The organism is Streptomyces flaveus, from assembly GCF_014647675.1.
GTDB lineage: Bacteria > Actinomycetota > Actinomycetes > Streptomycetales > Streptomycetaceae > Streptomyces > Streptomyces flaveus.
Window position 1 is genome coordinate 15,542 of sequence record NZ_BMPQ01000039.1, and the last position, 24,573, is coordinate 40,114.

Sequence of the window (24,573 nt, forward strand, 5' to 3'; positions counted from 1 at the left end):
CGACGACGTGCGGAGCTCCCCCGGTCACGCCGTGGGGCTCAGGGCATCAGGTGGTAGTCGGGGAAGTTGCCGGGCAGCCTCTCCCCCGCCGTGCCCTGGGTGACGGCGCGCACGAGCAGTTCGCCGCCCACGAACGCGCCGCGCCACGACGCTCCGAAGCCGCCGAACAGCTCGTCCCGGTCCCCGCGGGAGCGCGGTTTCCCATGGCCGACCTTGAACGCCCGGATCTGCGGGGCCAGCCGCTCGTACGTGGCCGGGTCGTCGGTCGAGAGGGTGGCGACCAAGGCGCCGTTCGACGCGTTCATGGCAGCCAGCAGCTCGGCCTCGGTGTCGACCAGGACGATGGTGTCGACCGGGCCGAAGGGCTCCGCGTGGTGCAGCGGTGAGGACGGCGGCGGGTTGAGCAGCGTGACGGGCTGGACGTATGCCGCCGTGTCCTGGCCGGGCAGGAAGCGCGCGTCGGTGAGCTTGCCGCGGTGCAGCGGGACGGCACCGCGGTCGATGGCTTCGGCGACCTGGTCGTGCAGCTCCTTCGCCTTGGCCGCGTTGATCACCGGCCCGAAGTCCAGCTGGGGATACGGGTCGTCGGGCTGCTCCACCGCGAGCGGGTGGCCGATCCGCAGGGTGCGTACGGCCGGCAGGTACGCGGCGAGGAACTCGTCGAACAGCGCACGCTGGACGACGAAGCGCGGGTACGCCGTGCAGCGCTGCTTGCCGTAGTCGAAGAGCTTCGGGATGACCGCCGTGAGCGCGTCCCAGTCCGTGTGGTTCCAGATGCCCCAGGTGTTGAGTCCTTCCTGTTCGAGTACGTGTCGTTTGCCGAGGTCGGCGACGGCCGTGGCCACCGCGGCGCCCGTGTCGCGGCCGCCGACGAAGGAGACGCAGCCGATCTCGGGCGCGCGCACGAGCGCCTCCGACAGCTCGCCTCCGCTGCCGCTGACGAGGGTGACGGGAATCCCTTCGCGTGCGGCGAGCGCGCAGGCCAGGGTGAGACACGCGACGCCGCCGTCGGTCGGGGTCTTGGCGATGACCGCGTTCCCTGCCAATGCCTGTACCAGTACTGCGTGAACGAGCACGCTCATCGGGTAGTTCCAGCTCGCGATGTTGGACACCGGGCCGTCCAGTGGGGCCCGGCCCTCGAGCATGGGCTCGATTCCGTCGACGTACCAGCGCACGCCGTCGACAGCCCGGTCGACGTCCGCCTGCGCCAGCCGCCAGGGCTTGCCGATCTCCCAGACGAGGAGGAGTGCGAGGAGTTCGCGGTGCTGGGTGAGGGCGTCGAGGGTGGCCGCGACGCGGCAGCGGCGTTCGTCCAGGGGTACGTGACGCCAGGCGCGGTGCTGGTCGAGGGATGCGCGCACGGCCTGCCGGGCGGTGGCGGCGTCGAGGCGGGGCGGCCCCGCGATCGGGGTGCCGTCGACGGGGCTGGTGGCGGGCAGGGCCCGGCCGTCCGCCTGCCAGGCGGTGTTCCAGAGGTTGAGGACTCGGTCGTCCCGGAACGCCTCGGGGGCTACGGCGAGGCAACGCTGCCAGGCGTCGGCCCAGGACGTGCCTGATTTGAGGGTGAGGGTGGATGCCATTCGGTTTGCTCCGCTCTCGGTGCACAGTCGGGGGCGGGGACACAACGGGGCGAGGCGACACGATTTCGGAAAGTCACCTCTGGCCAACTATGAGTGACGTCACGCTTCCGCTTCCAGTGCGGCGACGACCAATTGCGCCGTCTCAGTCGGCGTACCACCCACGCGCACCCCGACCGCCTCCAGCGCTTCCTTCTTCGCCTGTGCCGTGCCGGACGAACCGGACACGATCGCGCCCGCGTGGCCCATCGTCTTGCCTTCGGGCGCGGTGAAGCCCGCGATGTAGCCGACGACGGGCTTGGTGACGTGCTCCCGGATGTACGCGGCCGCTCGTTCCTCCGCGTCTCCGCCGATCTCCCCGATCAGCACGACGAGTTCGGTGTCGGGGTCTGCTTCGAAAGCCACCAGGCAGTCGATGTGCGTCGTGCCGACGACGGGATCGCCGCCGATGCCCACGCAGGTGGAGAAGCCGATGTCGCGGAGTTCGTACATGAGTTGGTAGGTGAGCGTGCCGGACTTGGACACGAGGCCGATGCGGCCGGGCTTGGTGATGTCGGCGGGGATGATGCCCGCGTTGGACTGTCCGGGGGTGATCAGGCCCGGACAGTTGGGGCCGATGATCCGGGTGCCCTTCGTCTTCGCGTACGTGGTGAAGGCGACCGAGTCGTGGACGGGGATGCCCTCCGTGATGACCACGGCGAGTCCGATGCCCGCGTCCGCGGCTTCTGCAACTGCCGCTTTGGCGAAGGCGGGCGGGACGAAGACGACGGTGACGTCGGCGCCGGTCGCCTCGATTCCTTCGCGTACGGAGCCGAAGACGGGTACGGCCCGGTCGTCGAAGTCGACGGTCTGCCCGGCCTTGCGCGGGTTGACGCCGCCGACGACGTCGGTGCCGGCCGCGAGCATGCGCCGGGTGTGCTTCATGCCCTCGCCGCCGGTCATGCCCTGGACGAGGACCTTGCTCTCCTTGGTGAGGTAGATGGCCATGTCTCGCTCCTTCAGCCGGCGTTGGCGAGTTCGGCGGCGCGGCGCGCGGCGCCGTCCATGGTGGTGGCCTGCTGGACCAGGGGGTGTGCGCGGCCGTCGAGGATCGCGCGGCCGCGTACGGCGTTGTTTCCGTCGAGGCGTACGACCAGCGGCTTGGTCAACTGGACGGTTTCCAGGGCCTGCACGATACCGTCGGCGACCGCGTCACAGGCGGTGATGCCGCCGAATACGTTGACGAAGACGGACTTCACGGCCGGGTCGGAGAGGATGACGGAGAGGCCGTCGGCCATGATCTGGGCACTGGCCCCGCCGCCGATGTCGAGGAAGTTGGCGGGGCGGGCGCCGCAGCCGGCGACCACGTCGAGGGTCGACATGACGAGGCCCGCGCCGTTGCCGATGATGCCGACCTCGCCGTCCAGCTTGACGTAGTTGAGGCCCTTCGTGGCTGCCGCCGCCTCCAGCGGGTCGTCGTGCGCCGACTTCTGTTCGCCCCAACGGGCTTGTCGGAAGCGGGCGTTGTCGTCGAGCGTGACCTTGCCGTCGAGGGCGAGGATCTGTCCTTGGGTGGTACGCACGAGGGGATTGACCTCGACGAGTACGGCGTCCTCGCGGGTCAGCACCTCCCAGAGTCGTACGAGGACGTCGACGGTCTGCGGGGGCAGGCCTGCCGTGTCGGCGATGTGTGCCGCCTTCGCCGCGGCGACGCCCTCGGCCGGGTCGATGGGGATGCGTGCCACGGCCTCCGGCCTGGTCGCGGCCACTTCTTCTATCTCCATGCCGCCCTCGGCCGAGGCGATCGCGAGGAAGCGGCCGGCGGCGCGGTCGAGTACGTAACTGACGTAGAACTCGCTTTCGATGTCGACGGGTTGGGCCAGCATCACCTTGCCGACGGTGTGGCCCTTGATGTCCATGCCGAGGATCTGGCGTGCCGTCAGTTCGGCGGCGGCCGGATCGGTGGCGAGTTTCACGCCGCCCGCCTTGCCGCGTCCACCGGTCTTCACCTGCGCCTTGACCACGACGCGCCCGCCCAGCCTGCGGGCGATCTCGCGTGCCTCCTTGGACGAGTCGGTTACCTCGGCCCGCGGCACCAAGATGCCGTGGTCCTCGAAGAGTTGCCTTGCCTGGTGTTCGTACAGGTCCATTCCGGCTCCTGCCTCAAAAGTGCCGCACGCCCCCTGGACACCACCCACTGGATGCGGGATAACAAGCTTCATACAGTATTCGTCGACTGTATGCAATCAACCGTGACGGCATCCACGAGCAGTGCGCGAACCGTGTCTGAAGTGCACGTTCGCGTGCCCGATCCCCTACGAAGGGACAGGACTTCGCCATGCCCGACGACAACAGCCAGAACCTCATCTCCGGTGGGCACTTGGTCGCCAAGGCACTCAAAGCCGAGGGTGTGGAGGTCATTTACACCCTGTGCGGCGGCCACATCATCGATATCTACGACGGCTGCGTCGACGAAGGCATAGAGGTCGTCGACGTACGCCACGAACAGGTCGCCGCCCACGCCGCCGACGGCTACGCGCGCATCACCGGCAAGCCCGGCTGTGCGGTCGTCACCGCGGGCCCCGGCACGACGGACGCCGTGACGGGTGTCGCCAACGCCTTCCGCGCGGAGTCGCCCATGCTGCTGATCGGCGGCCAAGGGGCGCATACGCAGCACAAGATGGGGTCCCTTCAGGACCTGCCGCACGTCGACATGATGACGCCGATCACGAAGTTCGCGGCGACCGTTCCGGACACCGCACGCGCCGCCGACATGGTGTCGATGGCCTTCCGCGAGTGCTACCACGGCGCCCCCGGGCCCTCCTTCCTGGAGATCCCGCGCGATGTGCTCGACGCCAAGGTGCCGGTCGAGAAGGCCCGGGTCCCCGCCGCCGGCCAGTACCGGGCCTCGACCCGCTCGGCCGGCGACCCCGAGGCGATCGAGAAGCTCGCCGATCTCCTCGTGCACGCCGAGAAGCCCGCGATCCTGCTGGGCAGCCAGGTCTGGACGACCCGTGGCACCGAGGCCGCCATCGAACTCGTACGCAGCCTCAACATCCCCGCCTACATGAACGGCGCCGGACGCGGCACCCTGCCGCCCGGGGACCCGCACCACTTCCAGCTCTCCCGCCGGTACGCCTTCTCCAACGCCGACGTCATCGTCATCGTCGGCACGCCCTTCGACTTCCGTATGGGCTACGGGAAGCGGCTGTCGCCGGACGCGACCGTGGTGCAGATCGACCTCGACTACCGGACCGTCGGCAAGAACCGGGACATCGACCTCGGGATCGTCGGCGACGCGGGTCTCGTCCTGAAGTCGGTGACCGAGGCCGCCTCGGGACGCCTGAACGGGGGCGCGTCGAAGCGCAAGGAGTGGCTCGACGAGCTGCGCGCGGCCGAGCAGACGGCCATCGAGAAGCGGCTGCCCAGCCTCAGGTCGGACACCTCGCCCATCCACCCGTACCGCCTGGTCAGCGAGATCAACGACTTCCTCACCGAGGACTCGATCTACATCGGCGACGGCGGCGACATCGTCACCTTCTCCGGTCAGGTCGTACAGCCCAAGTCACCCGGGCACTGGATGGACCCGGGACCGCTCGGCACGCTCGGCGTCGGCGTCCCGTTCGTGCTCGCGGCCAAGCAGGCGCGGCCCGACAAGGAAGTGGTGGCCCTCTTCGGAGACGGTGCCTTCTCGCTCACCGGCTGGGACTTCGAGACCCTCGTCCGCTACAACCTCCCCTTCGTCGGCATCGTCGGCAACAACTCCTCGATGAACCAGATCCGTTACGGCCAAAAGGCCAAGTACGGCGAGGCGCGCGAGCGCGTCGGCAACACCCTCGGCGACGTCCACTACGACAAGTTCGCCCAGATGCTCGGCGGTTACGGCGAGGAGGTCCGCGACCCCGCCGACATCGGCCCCGCCCTGAGGCGCGCCCGCGAGTCGGGCAAGCCCTCGCTGATCAACGTCTGGGTCGACCCGGACGCGTACGCCCCCGGAACCATGAACCAGACGATGTACAAGTGAGGTGCCCGCCATGACCAGCACCGCGACGCACAACGCGACTCACACTGCGACGAACGAAGCGCCGAACAGCGCGCCCAAGGCTCTCGAAGGCATCCGTGTCCTCGACATGACGCACGTCCAGTCGGGCCCCTCCGCAACCCAGTTGCTGGCCTGGCTGGGGGCGGACGTGGTCAAGCTGGAGGCGCCGACCGGTGACATCACGCGCAAGCAGCTGCGTGACCTCCCGGACGTCGACTCCCTCTACTTCACGATGCTCAACTGCAACAAGCGGAGCATCACCCTCAACACCAAGACCGAGCGCGGCAAGGAGATCCTCACCGAGCTGATCCGGCGCTCGGACGTCATGGTCGAGAACTTCGGACCGGGCGCGATCGACCGCATGGGCTTCACCTGGGACCGCATCCAGGAGATCAATCCGCGTATCGTCTATGCCTCCATCAAGGGGTTCGGGGACGGCCCGTACACCAACTTCAAGGCGTACGAGGTCGTCGCTCAGGCCATGGGCGGGTCGATGTCGACCACCGGGTTCGAGGACGGGCCGCCGCTGGCGACGGGGGCCCAGATCGGGGACTCGGGCACGGGCATCCACGCCGTGGCGGGGATTCTCGCGGCGCTGCTTCAGCGGGAGAACACCGGGCGCGGTCAGCGGGTCAATGTGGCCATGCAGCACGCTGTGCTCAACCTCTGCCGGGTGAAGCTGCGCGATCAGCAGCGCCTGGCACACGGCCCGCTCGCTGAATATCCGAACGACGATTTCGGCGACGAAGTTCCCCGGTCCGGCAACGCGTCCGGCGGCGGCCAGCCCGGCTGGGCCGTCAAGTGCGCGCCGGGCGGGCCCAACGACTACGTGTACGTCATCGTGCAGCCCGTCGGCTGGAAGCCGATCACCGAGCTCATCGGACGGCCGGAGCTGGCGGACGACCCCGAGTGGGCGACGCCGGAGGCACGCCTGCCGCAGCTCAACAAGATGTTCCAGCTGATCGAGGAGTGGTCGGCCACGCTCCCCAAGTGGGAGGTCCTGGAGAAGCTCAACGCCCACAACATCCCGTGCGGGCCGATCCTGTCGACCAAGGAGATCATCGAGGATCCGTCGCTGGTCGCCAACGAGATGGTCGTGAAGGTGCCGCACCCCGAGCGGGGCGAGTTCGTGACGGTGGGCAGTCCGCTGAAGCTCTCCGACTCCCCCGTGGACGTGGCCAGTTCGCCGCTGCTCGGCGAGCACAACGAAGAGGTGTACGTCGGCGAGCTCGGTCTCGGCGACGAGGAGCTGCGCCTGCTCAAGTCGAACGGAGTGATCTGATTGATGGCCGAAGACCGGGTGCTGAGGGTGCGTACGCTCCTCGAAGCCGTACGGGCCGAGGGCCGGACCGCGCTGACCGCGCCCGAGGGCAAGGTGATCGCCGACGCGTACGCGATCGCCGCCCCCGGCGAGGAGTTGGCGACGAACGTCGACGAGGCGGTCGCGTATGCGGCGCGGTTCGGCGGGCCTGTCGTGATGAAGATCGTCTCCCCGGACATCCTGCACAAGACCGACGCGGGTGGCGTGATAGTCGGAGTGGAGGGCGCGGCCGACGTACGGGCCGCCTTCCGCGAAATCATCGACAACGCGCGCGCGTACGCGCCGGACGCCCGTATCGAGGGCGTACAGGTGCAGGAACTGCTCCCCCAGGGGCAGGAGGTCATCGTCGGAGCGGTGACCGATCCGACGTTCGGGAAAGTCGTCGCCTTCGGGCTGGGCGGTGTGCTGGTGGAGGTCCTGAAGGACGTCACTTTCCGCCTCGCCCCCGTAGACGCCGACGAAGCTCTGTCGATGCTGGACTCGATCCGCTCGGCGGAGATCCTGCACGGGGTGCGCGGCGCGCCGGCCGTGGACCGGTGGGCGATCGCCGAGCAGATCCGCCGGGTCTCCGAACTCGTCGCGGACTTCCCGGAGATCGCCGAGGTGGACCTCAATCCGGTGATCGCCACCCCGGAGGGGGCGGTCGCGGCGGACATCCGCGTGATCCTCGCGGAGTCGGTCCCGAAGGCGCGTCGCAGGTACACGCGCGAGGAGATCCTCACCTCCATGCGCCGCCTGATGCAGCCTTCCTCGGTCGCCGTGATCGGTGCCTCCAACGAGCAGGGCAAGATCGGCAATTCGGTGATGCGCAACCTCGTCGACGGCGGCTTCTCCGGAGAGATCCATCCGGTGAACCCCAAGGCCGATGACATCTTGGGCCGCAAGGCGTACAAGAGTGTCACCGACGTTCCCGGTGAGGTGGATGTGGCGGTCTTCGCGATCCCCGCCAAGTTCGTGGCCTCGGCACTGGAGGAGGTGGGCCGCAAGGGGATCCCCAACGCCGTACTGATCCCCTCCGGGTTCGCGGAGACCGGTGAGCAGCAGCTCCAGGACGAGATCGTGGCCATCGGCGAGCGCTATGGAGTGCGGCTGCTCGGGCCGAACATCTACGGCTACTACTCGACGTGGCAGGACCTGTGCGCCACGTTCTGCACGCCGTACGACGTCAAGGGCGGCGTCGCACTCACCTCGCAGTCCGGTGGCATAGGGATGGCCATTCTGGGCTTCGCGCGCACTACGAAGACGGGTGTTTCGGCGATCGTGGGGCTCGGCAACAAGTCGGACCTGGACGAGGACGACCTGCTGACCTGGTTCGGCGAGGACCCCAACACCCAGTGCATCGCCATGCACTTGGAGGACCTCAAGGACGGGCGCGCCTTCGTGGAGGCGGCGCGGGCGACCGTACCCAAGAAGCCGGTGGTCGTCCTGAAGGCGGGCCGTACGGCGGCCGGTGCCAAGGCCGCGGGCTCACACACGGGCGCTCTCGCAGGCGACGACGCCGTCTACGACGACATCCTGAAGCAGGCCGGTGTCATCCGGGCTCCCGGACTGAACGACATGCTGGAGTACGCGCGCGCGTTGCCCGTGCTTCCGACTCCTCAGGGCGACAACGTCGTGATCATCACGGGCGCCGGCGGCAGCGGCGTACTGCTGTCCGACGCGGTGACCGACAACGGCCTCTCCCTGATGGAGATTCCGCCGGATCTGGACGAGGCCTTCAGGAAGTTCATCCCGCCCTTCGGAGCCGCCGGCAACCCGGTGGACATCACCGGCGGCGAGCCCCCGTCGACGTACGAGGCGACGATCCGGCTGGGCCTTGAGGACCCGCGGATCCACTCGCTCGTCCTCGGCTACTGGCACACCATCGTGACCCCTCCCATGGTCTTCGCCGAGCTCACCGCGCGCGTGGTGGCCGAATTCCGGGAGCGCGGCATCGAGAAGCCGGTGGTGGCGTCGCTCGCGGGCGATGTCGAGGTCGAGGAGGCGTCCCAGTACCTCTTCGAGCGCGGCGTCGTGGCGTACCCGTACACGACCGAGAAGCCGGTGGCCGTGCTGGGCGCGAAGTACCGCTGGGCGCGAGCTGCGGGACGGTTGGGGGGGCGGTCGATGAACTGAGCGACGGCCCGAACCACGGGGCCTACGGTGACCGCTCGCCGCGGGCCCCGGCGCGAAGAGAACGGACAGGGGGCGCTGGCCAGACTTCTTCCACGCGAAGGGTTCGATCGACATGGCGACAACTGACATCTCCACATCCGTCCCCTACAGGGAGGTGACGGACGCCAACGGCCGGATGTACCGGGTCGGCGAGACCGATATCGACATCATGGGCCGCAAACGCAAGTGGATGGTCATCCTGCCCTGGGTGGGCATGATGGGCATCAGCTCGGCGGAGTACGCGTTCGCGTCCGCCGAGGACACTCTGCACCAGGCACATCTCTGGTCCGAAGGCAGCATCTTCTGGCTGCTGACCACCTGGGTGTTCTTCCAGGCCGCGGTGGCCTTCCCAGCGGGACGGCTGCGTGAGACCGGCAAGCTGCCGGCCCGCTGGGCGATGATGCTCGGCGCCACCGGAACGCTCTTCGGCTATCTGTCACTGGCCTACGCGCCGAGCGTCGTACTCGCCTTCATCGGCTTCGGCATGTTCAGCGGTATGGGCGCGGGCATGGTGTACGCCACCTGCGTCAACATGGTCGGCAAGTGGTATCCGGAACGCAAGGGCGGCAAGACCGGCTTCGTCAACGGCGGCTTCGCCTACGGCTCGGTGCCCTTCGTCTTCCTGTTCACCAACGTGATGGACATCTCCAACTTCAAGGTCATCCTGGTCACGGTCGGCGTCTTCCTCGCCGGTGTCGTGGCCGTCGCCGGCTTCTTCTTCAAGGACCCGCCGAAGAACTGGTGGCCTGCCGAGATCGACCCGCTGAACCCGCCGGAGGACCCGCGCGCGCGTCGCTCCCTGGAGAAGAACCCGCCGGCCGTCCACCAGTACAGCCCCATGGAGGCCTGGAGGACCGGCCGGGTGGCGCTGATGTGGTTCTGTCTCGCCTGCACCTCGGGCGTGAACATCTTCGGTATCTCCTTCCAGATCGACATCGGCAAGGAGGCAGGCTTCGCCGGCGGGATCGTGGCCACCGCCATGTCGCTCAAGGCAATCGTCAACGGCACCGGACGCGGTGTGATCGGCTGGCTCTCCGACCTCTTCGGCCGCAAGAAGTGCCTGCTGTACGTCTGCGTCATTCTGGGCGCTGCCCAGTTCGGCATCCTCTGGTCGGCCGAGGCCGAGAACCTTCCACTGTTCCTGGTCTTCTCCGCCATCTCCGGCTTCGGTGGTGGCGCCATCTTCCCGATGTTCGCGGCGATGACCGCCGACTACTTCGGTGAGAACAACAACGCGACCAACTACGGCATGGTCTACAGCTCGAAGCTCGTGTCCGGCCTCGGCGCGGGTATGGGCTTCGTGGTCGTCGACGCCTGGGGGCTCGACGGCGCCTTCATCCTGGCCGGCTGCATCTCGTTCTTCGCCGGATTCGTGGCGCTCTTCCTGACCCCACCGGGACGGCCCAAGAGCAGGGGCAGTGGCGGGATCAAGCCGAATCCCCAGCCGATCAGCCGGGAGATGGACTGAGATGACGGCGGGGCCCACAGCGCGCGCCCTCCCTTCGGCAGCCTCGTGTGCCGAAGGGAGGGCGCGCGCTGTGGGAACTGTCAGCACTTCTCGCGCAGGGAGTGCAGGTGCTCGCTGGAGCGGCGGGCGAAGGTGAACGACTCGGTGGGGTTGTCGTGTTCGGCCTGCCAGTGGTGGGCGAGGCGGTGGCCCTTCAGGCGCGTGACGCCGGAGATGAAGCGCTGGTAGTCGATGTCGCCGTCGCCGACGTCGGTCATCTGGTAGCCGAAGGGGTTCGACGGGTCGCTGACGCCGTCCTTCACGTGGAAGAGCGGGTAGCGGTTGGGCCGCTTGAGTACGTAGTCGAGGGGCTCGAAGGGTGCCGGTGTGCCGTCGACCCGCTTGGAGAAGCGGAACTGGCCCACGTAGGCCCAGTAGATGTCCATCTCCAGGTAGACGAGCTTCGGGTCGGTCTCGGCGAGCAGCACGTCGTAGAGGCGGACCTTCGGCTTGTCGGTGGCGAAGGAGAACTCCTCGGAGTGGTTGTGCTGGTAGAACTTCATGCCGCGCGCCCTCGCCGCCGCGCCGTAGGTGTTGAACTCCTCAGCGGCGCGCTTCCACGCGTCGACGGTCGAGCCGTAGCGGAACGGGTTCGAGGCGGTGCCGATGTGCTTGAGACCGAGGGCCTGGGCGTCGTCGAGGACCTTGTTGAGGTTCTGCGCGAAGGTGTACGCGTTCGGGTCGCTGGAGTAGTAGCCGACGTGGCTGCCGATGGGGTTCAGGCCGTGGTCGCGGGCCAGTCGCTTGAGCTGGGCGAGCGTGATGGGTCCCGCCGAGCCCTGGGTGTATCCGGCGAACTCGACCTCGTCGTACCCGTACTTCTTCAGCTCGGCGAAGACGGGGGCGAAGCCGAGCGTGGAGACCTTGTCGCGGAGGCTGTAGAGCTGGATGCCGAGTCGGCCGGGCGGCAGGACGGGGCGTCCCCGGCCCGCTTCGGCGGCCGTGGCGGGGGTGGCGGCCGTGCCGAGCAGGGCGGCGGCTGTGGCGCCCGCGGCCACGCCGAGCATGCCTCGTCTGCTGAGGCGGTGGGTGAGTTCGGGGTCGTCGTTCTTGCTGGTGACGGCCGTGAATGCGGTGCGGCTTGAGCGGCTCATGCCTGGAACTCCTCGATGTCGAAGGGCGTTGTCAGTGGTGAGTGCTTCACTTGTGACCAGTTGGAAGAGACAGGTCGGGTGGGACCGCGGGCCATGGCGTGTCCGTCGGCGCCGATCAGTCGAGACCGGCCAGGTGGAGCAGGAGTGATTTCACGTCGGTGGCCGCGAGGCGGCCGTCGACAGCGCGGGGGGTGGAGCAGATGAGGAGCGGACCTTCGTCGTCGCTCGTGGGAAGGCGGCCGTGGCTGCCGCGAATAGGTGACGGGTCGAGGGGCACGACCGCCATGCGATAGCGCATGCCGAGCTTCTTGCGGGCCAGTGCGCCCGCCGCCTTGACCTTGACGTACGGGTCGAGGGGATCCATGAAGAGCTCGACCGGGTCGTAGCCGGGTTTGCGGTGGATCTCGACGAGCTGCGCGAAGTCGGGCGCGTGGGCGTCGTCGAGCCAGTAGTAGTACGTGAACCAGGCGTCCGGCTCCGCTACGGCGATGAGTTCGCCGGAGCGCGGATGGTCGAGGTGGTGGGTCTTCTTGCCCTCGTCGTCGAGGAGTTGCTCGATACCGGGCAGGTCGGCGAGTGCCGCTCGGGTGGCGTCGAGGTCCTCGGGCCGGCGTACGTAGACGTGGGCGATCTGGTGGTCGGCGACGGCGAAGGCGCGTGAGGCCATCGGGTCGAGGTATTCCATGCCGTCCTGTGTGTGCACCTCGAGGAGTCCGGCGCGGCGCAGTGCGCGGTTGATGTCGACGGGGCGGTCCGCGCGGGTGATGCCGTACTCGGACAGGGCGACGACGGTACGGCCTTCCGCCCGCGCCTCGTCGAGAAGAGGGGCCATGGCCGCGTCCAGGTCGGCGGCCGCTTGCAGGGAGCGCGGGTCGTCGGGGCCGAAGCGCTGCAGGTCGTAGTCGAGATGAGGGAGGTAGCAGAGGGCCAGGTCTGGATGGCGGGTGCGCAGGATGTGACGGGTGGCGTCGATGATCCAGCGACTGGAGACGAGGTCGGCGCCGGGACCCCAGAAGTGGAAGAGCGGGAACGTGCCGAGTTTCTCGGTGAGTTCATCGTGCAGGGCCGGGGGCCTGGTGTAGCAGTCGGGTTCCTTGCGGCCGTCGGCGTAGTAGATCGGACGGGGGGTGATGGTGATGTCGGTGTCGGCACCCATGGCGTACCACCAGCAGATATTGGCGACTGTGTAGCCGGGGTGGGCGCGCCGGGCAGCGTCCCAGAGCTTGTCTCCGGACACCAGACCGTTGTGCTGGCGCCACAGGAGCACATCGCCGAGTTCGCGGAAGTACCAGCCGTTGCCGACGATGCCGTGCTCGGCCGGGTGGGTGCCGGTGAGGAAGGTGGACTGGGCGGCGCAGGTCACGGCGGGCAGGACGGTGCCGAGGTGGGCCCGTGAGCCGGACTGGCCGAGGGCTTTGAGGTGGGGCATGTGGTCGAGGAGACGGGGGGTGAGGCCGACGACGTCGAGGACGAGAAGAGGGGTGGGCCCGCCAGCTTCCGGGGGCTGGTTCACGGCAGCTCCTTCAGGCCGAGATCCGTCAACAGGTCGCGGGCGAGGGTGAGTTCGGCGGTGATGCCGTCGGCGAGCTGGGCGCGTCCGCGTGGGCGCAGCTCGGGCGGGAGGGTCTGCCAGGTGTAGGTCTCGACCTCCAGATGACGGGTGAGCGGGTGCGGGCCGCCGACCAGCCGGGTCAGTGCGTCCTTGAGTACGGGCAGTGTGGAGGTGAGGGGTGCGGCGGGGGCCGCGTGCAGCGGGACGTGGAAGTGGGCGCGCCACGGGGACGTGTCCGGCAGGGCGTCACCCTTGAGGGCTTCGCCGAGGTCGTCGGTGCCGGCGAGGCCGGCTGTGGTGGTGCTGGTTCGGGTCTGGTGCAGGAAGCGGGGCTCGTCGAAGGCGGCGAGGGCCTCGCGGACTTCGGGGAGGTGGGGGTGTTCGGCGTGCAGGGCGGCCGAGAGCTGGGACTTGACGATGGGGACGCGGGCGGTGGTCAGCGCGTCCAGGGCGGTGTGCGGATCTTCGAAGGAGGTGGCGAGATGACAGGTGTCGACGCAGACGCCGATGCGGTCGTGGTCGATCGCGGTGAGCGGGGCGATGGCGTCGGTGGTGGTTTCGACGGTGCAGCCGGGCTCCGGTTCCAGGCCGATACGGATGGAGCGGCCGGTCAACTCCTCAAGGGCGTCGAGGCGTTCGGCCAGGGTGGCGAGGGCCGTGTGGGCCTGGGCGGCACGGGTGTCGTCATAGGCGGTGCGCCAGGCGAGCGGCAGGGTGGAGATGCTGCCCTCGGTGACGTCGTCGGGGAGCAGGCCGGCGAGGACACGGGCCAGGGCGGTGGTGTGCTCGAGGCGTTCGGCGTCGGCCCAGTCCGGCTTGTACACGCGGTACTTGACCTCTTCGGCGCCGAAGCCTTCGTACGGGAAGCCGTTGAGGGTGACGACTTCGAGGCCTCGGGCATCGAGTTCCGTGCGCAGCCGGCGCAGGGCGGACGGGTCGCTCACGAGGGCGTGGGCGGCGTCCTTGGCCAGCCACAGGCCGATACCGAGACGGTCGCGGCCGAGGCGACGGCGTACGGGTTCGCAGTGGTCACGGAGTTGAGCGAGGACGCCGTCGAGAGTTTCGGCCGGGTGGACGTTGGTGCAATAGGCGAGGTGGACGGTCGAGCCGTCGGGGTGTCGGAAGCGCATGGGTTACGCCTCCGGGGTGGCTGCGTCGGTGACGGGGGTGCCACGGAGGATGGAGTTGCCCTCATGGGTGGCGTCCGTGTCGGCGATGTCGAGGTCGAGCCTGCCGCTGAGCCCGTAGAAGGCGACGGGGTTGCGCCACAGCACCTGGTCGATGTCGTCCTCGGTGAAACCTGCCTCGAGCATGGCGTCGCCGACCTTGCGGGTCTTGAGCGGGTCGCTTCTGCCCCAGTCGGCGGCGGAGTTGACCAGAACCTTCTCGGGTCCGTACTCCCGCAGGACCGCGACCATCCGCTCCTCGTCCATCTTGGTGTCCGGATAGACGGAGAACCCGAGCCAGCAGCCGCCGTCCTTGGCCTCCTTGACCGTGGTCTCGTTGAGGTGGTCGACGAGCACCCGGTCCGGGGGCAGCTCGGACTCCCGTACGACGTCGAGGGTGCGGCGCAGGCCCGCCAGCTTGTCGCGGTGCGGGGTGTGGACGAGGGCGGGCAGCTCATGGGCGGCGGCGAGCTGAAGCTGGACGGCGAGTGCGGTGTCCTCGGCGGGGGTCATCGAGTCGTAGCCGATCTCGCCGACGGCCACGACGTGGTCCTTGACGAGATACCGGGGCAGTTCGTCGAGGACGGGCACGCAGCGGGGGTCGTTCGCCTCCTTGGGGTTGAGGGCGAGCGTGCAGTGGTGGGCGATGCCGTACTGGGCGGCACGGAAGGGTTCCCAGCCGAGAAGCGAGTCGAAGTAGTCGAGAAAGGAGGCGGGTGAGGTACGGGGCTGGCCGAGCCAGAAGGAGGGTTCGACGACGGCTCGGACGCCGGCCGCGTGCATCGCCTCGTAGTCGTCGGTGGTCCGTGACGTCATATGGATGTGGGGGTCGAAGATGCGCATCAGGACTCCTTGCCGGACGGGGTGCCGGGGTGGCGCGGTGCCGAAGCGGTCGGCACATCGCTCCCGGGCTCGGTCAGGGCCAGGACGCGGTACAGGTCCTCGGGCACGGGACGGCCCGCGGCGGAGCGTTCGTCGGCGTAGTCGCCGAGCATGCGGGCCAGTTCGAAGTCGCCACGGGCGCGGCGGGGCAGTTCGGCCACCGCGTCGATGGGGACGCCGGTGAACAGACACTTCAGGACGGCGTGCCGCCAGTTGTGGGCGTCCAGATGCCGGGCGGCGTACGGGCCGACGGCGGCGGCCAGGAGCCGGGTGTCGTTGGTGCGCAGGGCGTCCTCGATGATCGGCAGGGCGTCGGGACCCGGTACGAGGTGGGGCAAGGCGTGCAGGACGGCGCGGCGTTCTGCGGCGGTGCCCTGGCGGTAGACGCGGGCGAGGGTGTCGGCGTCGGCCCGGGCCGCGTGCAGGAGGAGGACGCGGGCGGTGTCGGCGTGCTCGGGTCCGCAGCGGCGCCCCGCCTCGGCGATGCGCAACTCCCAGACGGAGATGGGCCCGTGCGTGCCCGGGTGGGCGGCCGCCTCGTCCAGGGCACTGTCCAGCCAGGCGCGGGCGGTGGCGTCGAGCTGGGAGTTCAAGCGGGCGTGCAGGGCGGCGACGGCTTCCGTCGGTGGGGCGGGAGAAGAGGCGGTGGGAGAAGCGGCGGCGTTGTGGAGGTGGTTCACGGGGTTCTCCCTTCGGAGGCGGCGGGGCCCTCGCCGGGGATCGGTGTCTCGTCGGGGACTTGGGAGCACGTCGGGAGCTTGGGAGTTCTCGGGGCTTGGGAGTCGGCGGGCTCTTTGGAATCGAGACAAACGGCCGTGTGGTGCAGGAACTGGAGGGATTGCTCGGCGAGTTGAGGACCCGCGTGGGAGTGACGGGGCAGTTCGACGACGATCAGGCCCTGATAGGGGGTGGTGGCCAGGGCTTCGAGTACGGGCGGGAAGTCGATCTCTCCGTCGCCGAAGGGGAGGTGTTCATGGATGCCGCGGCGCATGTCCTCGATCTGGACATGGCGGAGCCAGGGGGCGGCGGCGCGTACGCACTCCGCGGGTGAGAGGGGTTCGAGGCACTGGCAGTGGCCGATGTCGAGGGTGAGGCCGAGGGCGTCGGGGCTGCCCAAGGTTCGGCGGAGGCGGTGGAAGTCGGTGAGGGTGGCGAGGAGATGGCCTGGTTCGGGTTCGATGGCGAGTGGGATGCCGGCGGTGGCGGCGGTGTCGAGGACGGGGGCAAGTGTTTCGGCGAGGCGTTTCCAGGCGGTGTCCTCGTCCGTGCCCTCGGGGGCGATGCCGCTGAAGCAGTGCACGGCGTGGGCACCCAGGTCGGTGGCTATCCGGACCGCCCGGATCAACAGGTTGACGCGTCGGGCCCGTTGATCCGGGTCCGGGTCCAGCAACGACGGGCCGTGCTTGTGCCTCGAGTCGAGGACATAGCGGGCGCCGGTCTCAATGGTGACGCTCAGTCCGAGTTCGTCCAACCTGCGGGCGACTCGGCGGGTGCGGGCCGCGAGGTCCGGGGCGAGCGGGTCCAGGTGCATGTGATCGAGGGTCAGTCCTACGCCGTCGTAGCCGAGGTCGGCGAGCAGGGAGAGTGCGTCGTTCAGGCGGAGGTCGGTGAGGCCGTTGGTGCCGTAGCCGTAGCGGAGGGGGTGATTGTCGGGCGGAGGTCCGGAGCGGGCGGCGGCGCCAGGGCTCGGCTGAGGGGCGGTGGGCGTATCGGCTCCGGGGCTCGGCTGTGAGCCGGTGGCTTGGAGGCTGGGCTGAGGGCTCATGTCACGCTCACCTTCCGGGCGAACTTGTGGGCCGCCGGGGCGAGGGCGGCCGTCAGCAGGGCCGTGGTGAGGGCGCCCGAGCGTGCGGCGAGGGCGGCCTGGAGCGGGATCATGGCTCGGATGCCGCCGCCGACGGCCCGTTGGGTGAGCGGGGGCGACGGGTTGAGGGCGGCGTGGAAGAGAGGGCGGGCGCAGGTCGCGGCGTAGGCGACGGCGAGTGCTGTGCGTATGGCGTCTTCGGCGGTTGCCTGCGCGGAGCGTGAGACGAGGCTGCGGCCGGGGCCCGAGCCAGGGCTTTCCACGAGGCCCGGTCCCGGGTCTCGCCCGTGCTCCTGGTTGAGGGCCCTGACGGGTGGCAGGGACCCGGCGGGTGGCAGGGCGCTGAGCGACCCCAGAGCCCTGACGAGACCGACAGTGCCGGCCGCCGTCGAGTCGGTGCGTCGGCTCGACGCGGGTTCCGCACGGTGGGTGCCATGGGTTCCGGTCGGCCGCGTGCCGGAGCCGGTGTCTCCGTTCGCGCCGACCGCCCGGGCCGTCGCCCCAGGGCGGCGCGTCATGGCCCAGGTCAGCGCTGTGGTGGTGGCGAGGGCGGCCAAGGGGGCTGCGGGTGTGCCGCCCCGGGTTTCGTGGCGGGAGACGGTGGTGGTGGCCAGGGTGTGGGTGCCGAGAGTCAGGGCTGAGGGCCATGCTCCGCGTGTATCGCCCTTAGTGGCTGCCGCGCCGAGGAGGAGGTCCAGGGTTCGGGCGGTGGCCATCGCCGCGGGACCGGCGGCCGTGCGTTTGAGGACCAGGTCGTACGACCAGACCGTGGCCGCCAGCGTTCCGGCGACCGCCAGCGGTCGGCGGCCCGCGCGGGCTGCCAGAGCCAGGCCCGCAGCCGTCAGGCCTCCGGCTGCCGCAAGTGCCGCGGGTGGGCTGATGCGGCCCGAGGGCAGCGGGCGGTGGGGGCGGTCGATGGCGTCCTCGTCGCGGTCGGCCCAGTCGTTCAGGGCCATGCCCGCTTCGTACAGGCAGAGGGAGGAGCCGATGGCGAGCAAGGTGCGCGAGGTCGGGCGGACTCCGGCCGCGGCTGCGCCCGCGAGTGCGTCGCCGGGGACGGTGAACAGGGCGGGGAGGCGGAGCAGTTCGGCCCAGGGGTTCGGCCGGGGGCTCGTCGCGCACGGCCGTGTGTCAGTGCCACCCGTCACCCCGCGCCCCAGCCGCCTCATCGCCCCTCCCCCGAAAGCCCTCGCGGCGCCCGCGCCCCTGGCTCCCGCAATCGCCCCGCCAACCGCCCCAGTTCCGCGTACTGCTCCCCCAGAGCCGAAGGCCCGTCGCCCACCGGGTCCTTGAAGTAGAAGCCGAGTTCGCTCAACGGGCCCGAAAGACCCGCCTCGTGGGCCCGAGCCACCAGGCGGGCCAGGTCCAGGACCAGGGGTGCGGCGAGGGCGGAGTCGCAGCCCTGCCAGGTGGTCTGGAGGATCATGCGTGTGCCGAGGAAACCGTCGAAGGCGATGTGGTCCCAGGCGGTCTTCCAGTCGCCGAGCGCCGGTACGTCGTCGATGTGGACCTCGCCCTCGGGGACCGCGGCGAGGGTGTCGGCGAGGACGCGTTCCTTGCCTGCGTTCTTCGCCGCCGCGGCAGCCGGGTCGGACAGGGCCGCACCGTCGCCGCCGCCCAGCAGGTTCGTGCCGGACCAGGCGCGGACCGCCAGCGCGCGCTGAGCGAACATCGGGCCAAGCACCGACCGCAGCAGGGTCTGGCCGGTCTTGCCGTCACGGCCCGCGTACGGCAGCCCGGACGCGACGGCGACTGACGCCAGCGCCGGGTGGTGCAGACCCGTGGACGGCGTGAAGTTGACGTACGGGCAGCCGGCCCGCAACGCCGCCGCCGCGTAGAGCGAGCTCGGGGGCAACTCGGTCCCGACCGGAGCCGGTTCCGTGGAGGCGACGTTCACGACCACCGCCCGCGCGAGACCGTGGCGGCGTACGAAGTCCCCGATGTCCGCGGCGAAGGCAGCCACCAGTTCCTCGATGTCCCGGCTGTCCCCGGGGAGCGGACCGCCCGGCCTGATCTCCCGGTCCGCGGCGGCGAGTTCGGCCGCCACGGCCGTCGGGAGGCCGTGCGGCAGGACTCCCCCGGCGGCCAGGGCCTCCGCGCGCTTGGGCAGGGGGCAGTCCTCCGTGTCGTGGCCGCCGAAGACGAGAGAGGACAACGTCGGCAGTCCGGAGCCGGCGAAGAGGTCGGTCTCGGTGACCATGCCCGTCGGAGGATGCAGGCCCGCGGTCATGGCCGCGCAGCCCGCGACGGCGGTGGTGGCGACGGAACCGCGCGCTCCGATCAACCACACGCCCACCCGTGACTCGGGCACCCGCGACTCGGACATCCGGGACTCGGAAGGGAACGCTTCGGCGGACATGGTCAGTCTCCTTGTCGTACGCGAACCAGACGGCCGTACAGAAACCAGAGGAAAAAGACGAGGAAAGACGAGGTAAGACGGCGGGCGGAAGTCCGGCGTCCCCCGCCCGCCGTCGCTCAGTCACCCGGTGGAGCCGACCGTGTCGACGTCTTCGCGGGCAGTTTCTTGATCCGGATGTCGCGGAAGGACACCTGGTCGTCGGCCCCGTGGTTCTGGATGCCGACATGACCGTCGCGCAGGCTTCGCGCGGGATCGGTGTTGGTGAAATCGTTGATCTTCACGCCGTTGAGATAGACGCGGAGCCGTTCGCCCTCCACGCGGATCTCGTACGTGTTCCACTCCCCCGGCGGGTTCAGCGCACGGTCGCGCTTTTTGATGTCGGCGGACTGGAAGCTGTACACGGCCCCGGTGGTGCGATCGGGGGCGTCGGTCGCGTCGATCTGGATCTCGTACCCGTTGTTGACCGCCGACCAGGGATCGTCGGAGGCCGGGAAGCCCACGAAGACACCGGAGTTGTCGTCACCGGAGGCACTCGCCATCTTCCAGTCGAGCTTCAGCGAGTACGAACGGAACCCCGAGGCGCCGTACCAGAGCATGCCCAGGCCACCCGACGACGTCAGCGTGCCGTCGTCGCCGAGGGTGAACGAACCCGGCCCCGCCTGCTTCCAGGCGGACAGTGACGCCTCCGTGCCGTCGAAGAGCGGCTGGTAACCGTTCTCCGGGCGGCAGTCGGCCTCCGCGGCCCCGATCGCCCAGCGGACCCCGCCCAGCAGGTGCTGCCGGACGGCGGGATCCGCGTACGACTCCTTGGTGTGGCCGACCCCGGTGTAGAAGGCACGGCCGCCCTGGTAGTTCTGGCACCAGGCGATCGGATGATCGCCGTTCATCGTGCCGCCGGTGTACGACGACTCGTCGAGCGAGGCCAGGACATGGGTGCGTTCCCGCGGATTGGAGCGGTAGTCGTACCACTCGTCCGTACGGTTCCAGGACTCGCCCAGGTGCGAGGTGGCCGGATGCGCATGGTCCTCGACGTGGACAGTCGCGGGCTGGATCGCCGGGTGCGACTTGAAGTAGGCGCCCACCAGGCCTCCGTAGAAGGCCCAGTCGTACTCGGTGTCGGCGGCGGCATGGACGCCGACATAGCCGCCCCCGCGCCGGACGTAGCTCTCGAAGGCGCGCTGTTGGATCTCGTTGAGCACATCGCCGGTGGTGGACAGGAACACGACGGCGTCGTACTTGGCGAGGTTGCGGGAGGTGAAGGCCGCCCCGTCCTCCGTCGCGTCCACGGCGAATCCGTTCGCGGCGCCGAGGTCCTTCACCGCGGCGATCCCGTCCGGGATGGAGTCGTGCCGGAACCCGGCGGTCTTGGAGAACACCAGGACCCGATCGCCGGCACGGCCCTTGATGCCGCCCTCCTTCGACGTGGGCTCAGGCCCTTTGGACGAGGCCGGCCCCGACACACACCCGATGAGCAGGGCGGCGCCTAACAGCGCGGTCACCGTTCTACCTGTTGCTCGCATCGCGTCGCACCCCCCTCAGCCGGTCGTGAACGTGAAGTCGTCGACCTCGTACAGCGCTCCGGTGCCACGCCCCTTGAACACGAGGTAGAGCGTGGTCGTCCCGCGTGGTGCGCCCTTCAGGGACGTACTGACGTCCTGGTAGTTCTCCCAGCCGCCCGTCACCGGAACGGTCGCGGTGCCGAGGACGCGTCCCTTGGGTGAGCCCGCGCGGATCTCGAGCTTTCCGCCCGTGCCGGCGGAGGCGACCCGCGCCGTGATCTTCGTGGCGTTGCTCAGGGCGTAGGGCTCGAAGGAGATCCAGTCGCCGTTGTTGATGTCGCCGACGGTCTCACCGCCGTGCGCGGTGGCACGTGTCTGCACCTTGGCTCCCGAGGCCTTGCCGAAGTGCTCGGCCTGGCGGTGCGTGGGCTGGACGACGGACTGGTCGTGGCTGGTGAGCGCCTCCTGGCCGCCGCCACCGCCGTCGGTGTACTCCGCGTCGAAGACGCCGAAGATGTTCGCGTCCTCGTCATGGCCGCCGTCGGCGCTGGTCTGGATGGTGCCGGTGCAGCCGTTCGCCGAGGTCACCGGGTGACCGTGGCTGTCGTGGCCGAGAATGAACGTGACCTTGACCTTGGCGCAGTCGATGGTCCCGTCCTCCGGGTCGGTGACCTTCACCTTGAACGGCACGGCGTCCCCGAAGCTGAACAGCTGCCCGTCCCGCGGCAGTTCCAGGGTCACCTTCGGTGCCGTGTTGCCCACCACGATCTGCACACTGGCGCTGCCGGTACGGCCGCTGGGGTCCTTGGCCGTCAGCGTCGCCGTGTACGTCCCGTTCTTCGTGTACTTGTGCGTGGGGTTCGCCGACGTGGACGTACCGCCGTCGCCGAAGTCCCAGCTGTACGTGAGGGAGTCGCCGTCGGCGTCACTGGTGCCGGCAGAGGAGAACTTCACCCGCAGCGGTGCCTGTCCGGACGTACGGTCGGCCGCGGCCTGCGCCACGGGCGAGTGTCCGTCGGTCGCGTTCTCGATCCGGTACAGAGCGGAGTTCTCGTCGCCGCCGAACCACGCCAGGCCGTAGTCGAGGACGTACAGCGCGCCGTCCGGGCCGAAGGCCATGTCCATCACCTGGGTGCCGGTCCACGGGATGTTGTTGATGGACTGCACGGTGCCGTCGGCGTCCGAACTGATCCGCTTGATCCAGCGGCGACCGAACTCCCCGGCGAAGAAGTCGCCGTCGTACGCCTCCGGGAACTTGACCGGCGAGTCAAGGTTCGGGTCGTAGTGGTAGACCGGGCCGCCCATCGGGGACTCGGAACCGTCACCGAACTCCGGGACGGACGGACCGTCGTACGGGATCCAGGCGGGCTGCGCCGGAGGCAGATCGGTCAGGCCGGTGTTGTTCGGCGAGGTGTTCTTGGGGGCGGCGCAGTCGAAGGCCTCGCCCGAAGTGCCGGTCGCGAAGTCGTAGTCCTTGTAGGCGTCGTTGTCGCCTGTGCAGTACGGCCAGCCGAAGTTGCCGGCCTTGGTGATACGGGCGAACTCGACCTGGCCCGCGGGTCCACGGGCGGGGTCGGCGGCTCCGGCGTCGGGGCCGTACTCGCCCACGTACAGAATCCCCGTCTCCTTGTCGACGCTGAAGCGGAACGGGTTGCGCAGGCCCATCGCGTAGATCTCGGGGCGCGTCTTGTCCGTGCCGGGCGCGAAGAGGTTGCCGTCGGGGATGGCGTAGGAGCCGTCGGCGTTCACCTTGACGCGGAGGATCTTGCCGCGCAGGTCGTTGGTGTTGCCGGCCGTGCGCTGGGCGTCGAAGGCCGGGTTGCGGTTCGCGCGCTCGTCGATGGGGGTGAAGCCGTCCGACTGGAACGGGTTGGAGTCGTCACCGGTCGACAGGTACAGGTTCCCCGCCGCGTCGAAGTCGATGTCGCCGCCGACGTGGCAGCAGATACCGCGGGATGCCGGGACGTCGAGGATCTTCGTCTCACTGGCCTTGTCGAGGGTGCCGTCGGCCTTCAGGACGAAGCGCGAGAGCCGGTTGACGCCGTCGAAGGGCGCGAAGTCGGCGGCGGTGCCCGTCTCCGGGGCGTCGCCCGCCGGGGTGTTCATCGGCGGCGCGTAGTAGAGGTAGATGAAGCGGTTGTCGGCGAAGTCGGGGTCGACGCCGATGCCCTGCAGACCTTCCTCGTCGTGCGCGTACACGTCGAGCTTGCCCGCGAGCTTCGTGTTGCCCGCGGCATCGGTGATCCGCAACTCCCCGTCGCGCGAGGTGTGCAGGACCGAGCGGTCCGGGAGGACGGCGAGCGACATGGGCTCGCCGGTCTCGGGTTCGCCCTTGGCGAGGGTGACCTGCTGGAAGTCCTCGGCCTTGGGCTCGGCAGCCGCCGCAGGGGCGCCACCCGGGTCGGCAACGGCTGCGCCGGCCGCGGGGGCGGTAAGGCCGAGTGAGGCGCCCGCGAGCAGCAGACCGCTCAGCAACGCGAGGGCCCCACGAAGTCTCGGGCGTCTGGTGTGGCTTCTGGTGTTCCTGTTTCTGACATGCGGGTGCACGAATTGCCTCCACGATGGGGCTGGTCGTACGGGTGTGTGCGGAACGCCGGGGTGCGCCGTCACCCCGGAGGTGTGCCGAAAAGATCAGTCGTTACCGCCGAACGCCGCGTCGAAGGACGCCGTCGGCGGCTCGAAGTCGTACGCCTTGAGCCGGGTGAGTGCCTCGGGCGCGCCCTGGAGGCGGTCCATGCCCGCGTCCTCCCACTCGACCGAGATGGGGCCCTTGTAGTCGATGGAGCGCAGCATCCGGAAGACGTCCTCCCAGGGGACGTCGCCGTGGCCGGCGGACACGAAGTCCCAGCCGCGGCGCGGGTCGCCCCACGGCAGATGCGAGCCGAGGCGTCCGTTGCGGCCGTCGAGGCGCTTGCGCGCTTCCTTGCAGTCGACGTGGTAGATCCGGTCGCGGAAGTCCCACAGGAAGCCGACCGGGTCGAGGTCCTGCCAGACGAAGTGCGAGGGATCGAAGTTCAGCCCGAAGGCCGGACGGTGGTCAACTGCCTCCAGAGCGCGCTGGGTTGTCCAGTAGTCGTACGCGATCTCGCTCGGGTGGACCTCGTGGGCGAACCGCACGCCCTCGTGGTCGAAGACGTCGAGGATCGGGTTCCAGCGGGTGGCGAAGTCCTCGTAGCCGCGCTCGATCATCGACTCGGGGGCGGGCGGGAACATCGCGACCAGATGCCAGATCGCGGAGCCCGTGAAGCCGATGACGGTGTCGACGCCGAAGGCCGCCGCCGCGCGTGCGGTGTCGGCGATCTCGGACGCCGCCCGCTGTCGTACGCCTTCCGCCTCGCCGTCGCCCCAGATGCGGGCCGGGAGGATCGCCTGGTGGCGTTCGTCGATGATGGCGTCGCAGACCGCCTGGCCGACCAGGTGGTTGGAGATGGCCCAGCACTTCAGGCCGTACTTGTCGAGCAGTTGGTGCCGGGAGTCCAGGTACGAGGAGTCCGCGAGGGCCTTGTCGACCTCGAAGTGGTCGCCCCAGCAGGCGAGTTCGAGTCCGTCGTAGCCGAAGTCGCGGGCGAGCCGGCAGACCTCCTCGAGCGGCAGGTCGGCCCACTGGCCGGTGAAGAGCGTGAAGTTGCGCGGCATG

General features: G+C 69.4%; 18 protein-coding genes. 4 read left to right on the forward strand and 14 right to left on the reverse strand.

All coding sequences use genetic code 11. The annotated features are described in order from the left end of the window. Positions 1-38: 38 nt before the first annotated feature. The 3 genes from IEZ21_RS41270 to sucC form a co-directional block, all read right to left on the reverse strand. Positions 39-1,580 (reverse strand): aldehyde dehydrogenase family protein, encoded by a 1,542-nt coding sequence (locus IEZ21_RS41270; protein WP_189326955.1) that lies wholly within the window; start codon positions 1,578-1,580, stop codon positions 39-41. 99 nt (positions 1,581-1,679) lie between these two features. Further along, positions 1,680-2,564, reverse strand: coding sequence for a succinate--CoA ligase subunit alpha (gene sucD, locus IEZ21_RS41275; protein ID WP_189326956.1), 885 nt, complete (start codon positions 2,562-2,564; stop codon positions 1,680-1,682). Positions 2,565-2,575: 11 nt separating this feature from the next. Beyond that, the gene (gene sucC, locus IEZ21_RS41280; protein ID WP_189326957.1) at positions 2,576-3,706 is read right to left on the reverse strand and encodes an ADP-forming succinate--CoA ligase subunit beta; all 1,131 of its coding nucleotides are present in this window, start codon (positions 3,704-3,706) and stop codon (positions 2,576-2,578) included. Positions 3,707-3,894: 188 nt separating this feature from the next. On the opposite strand from sucC, the gene IEZ21_RS41285 reads away from it, so the two are divergent. The 4 genes from IEZ21_RS41285 (at position 3,895) to IEZ21_RS41300 (ending at position 10,541) form a co-directional block, all read left to right on the forward strand. Continuing rightward, the gene (locus tag IEZ21_RS41285; RefSeq protein ID WP_189326958.1) at positions 3,895-5,580 is read left to right on the forward strand and encodes a thiamine pyrophosphate-binding protein; all 1,686 of its coding nucleotides are present in this window, start codon (positions 3,895-3,897) and stop codon (positions 5,578-5,580) included. Positions 5,581-5,590: 10 nt separating this feature from the next. Further along, entirely contained in the window at positions 5,591-6,880 is a 1,290-nt protein-coding gene (gene frc, locus IEZ21_RS41290) for a formyl-CoA transferase (protein WP_281399676.1), read from the forward strand. Positions 6,881-6,883: 3 nt separating this feature from the next. After that, positions 6,884-9,034 carry an acetate--CoA ligase family protein gene (locus IEZ21_RS41295; RefSeq protein WP_189326959.1) on the forward strand — a complete coding sequence of 717 codons (2,151 nt, stop codon included), beginning with the start codon at positions 6,884-6,886 and terminating at the stop codon, positions 9,032-9,034. A 112-nt stretch (positions 9,035-9,146) separates the two neighbouring features. Beyond that, positions 9,147-10,541 carry an OFA family MFS transporter gene (locus tag IEZ21_RS41300; protein ID WP_189326960.1) on the forward strand — a complete coding sequence of 465 codons (1,395 nt, stop codon included), beginning with the start codon at positions 9,147-9,149 and terminating at the stop codon, positions 10,539-10,541. An 80-nt stretch (positions 10,542-10,621) separates the two neighbouring features. On the opposite strand, the gene IEZ21_RS41305 is transcribed toward IEZ21_RS41300, so the two are convergent. From IEZ21_RS41305 to IEZ21_RS41355, 11 genes are all read right to left on the reverse strand, one after another. Next, on the reverse strand, positions 10,622-11,674 hold the full coding sequence (locus IEZ21_RS41305; protein WP_189326961.1) for a sugar phosphate isomerase/epimerase family protein: 1,053 nt from the start codon (positions 11,672-11,674) through the stop codon (positions 10,622-10,624). A 115-nt stretch (positions 11,675-11,789) separates the two neighbouring features. After that, positions 11,790-13,187: an alkaline phosphatase family protein gene (locus IEZ21_RS41310; RefSeq protein ID WP_189326962.1), complete on the reverse strand. Its 1,398-nt coding sequence runs from the start codon at positions 13,185-13,187 to the stop codon at positions 11,790-11,792. After that, a complete protein-coding gene (eboE, locus tag IEZ21_RS41315; protein WP_189326963.1) occupies positions 13,184-14,356 on the reverse strand; it encodes a metabolite traffic protein EboE in 1,173 nt (390 codons plus the stop codon). Before eboE ends, IEZ21_RS41310 begins: the two co-directional genes overlap by 4 nt. Before the next feature lie 3 nt (positions 14,357-14,359). Beyond that, positions 14,360-15,235, reverse strand: coding sequence for a TatD family hydrolase (locus IEZ21_RS41320; protein WP_189326964.1), 876 nt, complete (start codon positions 15,233-15,235; stop codon positions 14,360-14,362). After that, a complete protein-coding gene (locus tag IEZ21_RS41325) occupies positions 15,235-15,954 on the reverse strand; it encodes an EboA domain-containing protein (protein WP_189326965.1) in 720 nt (239 codons plus the stop codon). The genes IEZ21_RS41320 and IEZ21_RS41325 overlap by 1 nt, the downstream gene beginning before the upstream one ends. Further along, positions 15,951-17,039 (reverse strand): sugar phosphate isomerase/epimerase family protein, encoded by a 1,089-nt coding sequence (locus IEZ21_RS41330; protein ID WP_189326966.1) that lies wholly within the window; start codon positions 17,037-17,039, stop codon positions 15,951-15,953. The genes IEZ21_RS41325 and IEZ21_RS41330 overlap by 4 nt, the downstream gene beginning before the upstream one ends. Beyond that, entirely contained in the window at positions 17,036-18,247 is a 1,212-nt protein-coding gene (locus tag IEZ21_RS41335) for an SCO3242 family prenyltransferase (RefSeq protein WP_189326967.1), read from the reverse strand. Before IEZ21_RS41335 ends, IEZ21_RS41330 begins: the two co-directional genes overlap by 4 nt. Further along, on the reverse strand, positions 18,244-19,404 hold the full coding sequence (locus IEZ21_RS41340; RefSeq protein ID WP_189326997.1) for an inositol-3-phosphate synthase: 1,161 nt from the start codon (positions 19,402-19,404) through the stop codon (positions 18,244-18,246). The genes IEZ21_RS41335 and IEZ21_RS41340 overlap by 4 nt, the downstream gene beginning before the upstream one ends. Positions 19,405-19,553: 149 nt before the next feature. After that, positions 19,554-20,957 carry a ThuA domain-containing protein gene (locus tag IEZ21_RS41345; RefSeq protein ID WP_189326968.1) on the reverse strand — a complete coding sequence of 468 codons (1,404 nt, stop codon included), beginning with the start codon at positions 20,955-20,957 and terminating at the stop codon, positions 19,554-19,556. A gap of 15 nt (positions 20,958-20,972) precedes the next feature. Further along, positions 20,973-23,483 carry a PQQ-dependent sugar dehydrogenase gene (locus IEZ21_RS41350; protein WP_189326969.1) on the reverse strand — a complete coding sequence of 837 codons (2,511 nt, stop codon included), beginning with the start codon at positions 23,481-23,483 and terminating at the stop codon, positions 20,973-20,975. Between the two features lie 84 nt (positions 23,484-23,567). Then, on the reverse strand, positions 23,568-24,572 hold the full coding sequence (locus IEZ21_RS41355) for a sugar phosphate isomerase/epimerase family protein (RefSeq protein ID WP_189326970.1): 1,005 nt from the start codon (positions 24,570-24,572) through the stop codon (positions 23,568-23,570). Position 24,573: the final 1 nt, after the last annotated feature.